Genomic DNA, 2,938 nt, shown 5'->3' on the forward strand with positions numbered 1-2,938 from the left:
GACAACCTCGCCCAGAAGGACGCGCTGATGCGCGAGATCCATCACCGGGTGAAGAACAACCTGCAAGTCATCTCCAGCCTGCTCAACATGCAGCAGCGGGCGCTGTCCGACCCGGCCGCCCGGGCGGCGATGAGCGACACCCGCCAGCGGATCACCGCCCTCGCCCTGATCTATCGCGCCCTCTATCAGGGCCCCGACCTGAAGCGCGTCGACCTGCGTCCGTTCCTCGAGGAGCTGACGGCTCAGCTGGTCGCGGGCGAGATGCTGCACGGCCCGCCCGTGCGCACCGAGCTCAAGGTCGACGCCCTTGTGATCGATCCCGACCGGCTGGCGCCCCTGGCCCTGTTCGCTGTCGAGGCGATCACCAACGCCCAGAAGCACGCCTTCGCCGAGCGCGGCGGGCTGCTGAGCCTGCGCTTCACCGTCCGCGGCGACGAGGCGGAGCTGGAGATTTCCGACGACGGCGATGCGCCGGAGGGGGCCCTGGCGGCCTCCGGCGTCGGCCGCACCCTGATGACCGCCTTCGGCCGCCAGCTGCGCGGCCGCTCGGAACTGGTCCGCAATCCGAACGGCGGGATCACGGCGCGGCTGATCTTCCCCACATTGGCCGCCGAGACGCCGGCGCCTGGGAACCAAGCTGCAGCATGATCCGTTTGCGCGGGGCTCAGTCAGAGTTTCTCCCGGGAGATTTCACCATGCAGAAGATCGTTGTGATGGCGGCCCTCGCGGCCAGCCTCGTCGTCGCCGCCTGCAACACCGTGTCGGGCGCCGGCCGTGACGTCCAGGCCGCTGGCTCGGCCGTGACCGGCGCCGCCGAAGACGCGCGCAACTAAGAGACCGTCGCCCGCAAAGGCGTCACGAAGCCCCGCCTTCACCGGCGGGGCTTCTTACGTTTCAGGCGGCGGCGTGGGCCAGCGCCTTCGGCGTGTAGGCCCCGCGTATCTCCGGCACGCCCGTGAGGCCGGGTTCGGCGGCGGCGTCGCCCGGGCCGAGCACCAGCACCCCGTCCGGCGCCAGGGCGCTGATCAGGCCCGACAGCACGCGCTGGCGCGCCTCCTCGGTCATGATCGCCAGCATTCCTCGGCACAGGATCAGGTCGAACCGGCCGAGCCGGCCGGCTTCCTCCAGCAGGTTGGCGGCGCGCCAGCGGATCATCTGGCGCAAGCGGGGCGACACCGCGAACGCCTCCTCCCGCCGCTCGAAGTGGCGCACGAGCAGCCGGGCCGGCAGGCCGCGCTGGACCTCGAACTGGCTGTAAAGGCCGGCCTGGGCCTTCTCCAACTGTCGCTCCGACAGCTCGGAGGCGAAGAGTTCGATGCGCGCCCCCGCCCAGGGGGCGTCGGCCACCGTCATCGCCATCGAATAGACTTCCTGGCCGCCCCGGCAGGCGGCCACCCAGATCCGCACCGGCTCGCCCGGGCGCTGGCGGGCCAGCCGGGGGATCACCTCGTCGCGCAGGGCGGCGAACAGCGTCGGGTCCTGGAAGAACCCCGTTTCCCGCGTCGCCAGCGCCTCGACCGCCGCCTGCACCAGGCGCGCCTCCTGGCGGTCGCGGATCGTCCGCAGCAGGTCGCCGACCCCGGTGAACCCCTCGCGCCGCGCCAGCGGGGAGAGCCGGCTCTCGATCAGGTAGGCCTTCTCCGGATCGATGCGCACACCGGTGCGCTCGGCGCACAGGCGAGCGGCGAGCGCGCGGTCGGCGGCGGTCAGGCCGGGCGTCGCGTTCACGCCATCACTCCGGCGCAGGCCAGTTTCGAGGCGACGATTTCGCCGTCGAACGGCTTCATGATGTACTCGTCCGCGCCGGCGTCCAGCGCCTCGCGGATGCGGTCGAGGTCTGTCTCCTCCGAGCAGAACACGACGCGCGGACCATCGCCGCCGGGCTCGGTCCGCAGGCGGCGTGTGAACTCCAGGCCGGTCATCACCGGCATCTGGCCGTCGATCAGGATCGCGCTCGGCATGTCGACCCGGCACCAGGCCAGGGCCTCGGCCCCGTCGGACGCCTCCGCCACCTGGAACCCGAGGTCCTCCAGGATGCGCCGCGCCACCTTGCGGATGACGCGGTTGTCGTCGACGACGAGACAGGTCTTCACGCGGCTGGCCCCATTCCCCGCGCCGGTTGTCGCCCGACATGGTTAAGGAGGCGTGGAAGCCGCCCTAGGCCGGAATCGTCGCCGCGAAGGTCACCTGCTCCTCGGTGACGTCGGCGAACACCCGCCCGCCGGCGTCGGTCACGAACAGGTGCACGTAATAGGCCTGCGCCCAATGGCCGTGCAGCCCTTCGCCGAGCGCGGCGCCCTGCAGCCCGGCCAGCACCTCGGGCCGCAGCCGCGCCCGCGGACCCGTCGCCTCGACCGCCAGCGCCAGGGAGGCGCCTTCCTGCACGGCCCGCACCCGCGCCGTGCCGCCGGTCGGCAGCGCCGCCCCGCCGAGCTGCGCCAGGTTCAGCAGGGCCCGGGCCGCCGGCTTGTTCACCGCCGCCGGCTCCACCGCCCAATCCAGTTCGGCGCGCATGTGGGAGAACACGCCCCGCGCCAGCTTCTCCAGTTCCCGGGCGTCGAACGTCTCGGCCGAAGCCGAGGCGCCGAACGCCACGCGGGTGAACGACAGCAGGTCGGCCAGCTTGCGCGCCGAGGCGTTGATCAGCCCCATCGCCTCGGCCTGCATGTCCTGGGCGGAGGGGTCTTCCAGCAGGTCGAGGCCGGAGATGATCGCGCTAGCCGGGCTGATGAAGTCGTGACACATCCGCGCCGCGATATAGGCGCTGAGCTCGGCCGGACGGATCGCGACGGCGGGAGGCGCGGCGGCGTCGCGCTCGGAGGGAGTTTCGCTCATGGCGGGCGACCTTGAGGTGATTTGAGCCTTTGGAAAACGCCCGGCGGCCCATAAGAGAATCGCCCATGGAGCCGTTTTCTGATCCGTTCCTGGAGCCGGGGGT

5 protein-coding genes are annotated in these 2,938 nt (G+C 71.7%); 2 read left to right on the forward strand and 3 right to left on the reverse strand.

Annotation, left to right across the window (positions count from 1 at the left end; genetic code table 11):
* Both ACILRF_RS15820 and ACILRF_RS15825 read left to right on the forward strand, forming a co-directional pair.
* Positions 1-648 (forward strand): sensor histidine kinase (locus ACILRF_RS15820; protein ID WP_395674582.1); only part of this gene is annotated, 648 nt, incomplete at its 5' end.
* A gap of 47 nt (positions 649-695) precedes the next feature.
* On the forward strand, positions 696-833 hold the full coding sequence (locus ACILRF_RS15825) for an entericidin A/B family lipoprotein (RefSeq protein WP_395674584.1): 138 nt from the start codon (positions 696-698) through the stop codon (positions 831-833).
* A gap of 61 nt (positions 834-894) precedes the next feature.
* Here the strand turns inward: ACILRF_RS15825 and ACILRF_RS15830 are convergent, their stop codons facing one another.
* The 3 genes from ACILRF_RS15830 to chpT form a co-directional block, all read right to left on the reverse strand.
* Entirely contained in the window at positions 895-1,728 is an 834-nt protein-coding gene (locus ACILRF_RS15830) for a CheR family methyltransferase (RefSeq protein ID WP_395674586.1), read from the reverse strand.
* The gene (locus ACILRF_RS15835) at positions 1,725-2,093 is read right to left on the reverse strand and encodes a PleD family two-component system response regulator (protein ID WP_395674588.1); all 369 of its coding nucleotides are present in this window, start codon (positions 2,091-2,093) and stop codon (positions 1,725-1,727) included. The genes ACILRF_RS15830 and ACILRF_RS15835 overlap by 4 nt, the downstream gene beginning before the upstream one ends.
* Before the next feature lie 64 nt (positions 2,094-2,157).
* Positions 2,158-2,835 (reverse strand): histidine phosphotransferase ChpT, encoded by a 678-nt coding sequence (gene chpT / locus ACILRF_RS15840; RefSeq protein WP_395674590.1) that lies wholly within the window; start codon positions 2,833-2,835, stop codon positions 2,158-2,160.
* Positions 2,836-2,938: the final 103 nt, after the last annotated feature.

The organism is Phenylobacterium sp., assembly GCF_044236515.1.
Classification (GTDB): Bacteria; Pseudomonadota; Alphaproteobacteria; order Caulobacterales; family Caulobacteraceae; genus Phenylobacterium.

Bases quoted from the DNA above. Each gene is read 5' to 3' on its own strand.
- ACILRF_RS15825 (WP_395674584.1), top strand. From the start codon at position 696: ATGCAGAAGATCGTTGTGATGGCGGCCCTCGCGGCCAGCCTCGTCGTC.
- chpT (WP_395674590.1), bottom strand. From the start codon at position 2,835: ATGAGCGAAACTCCCTCCGAGCGCGACGCCGCCGCGCCTCCCGCCGTC.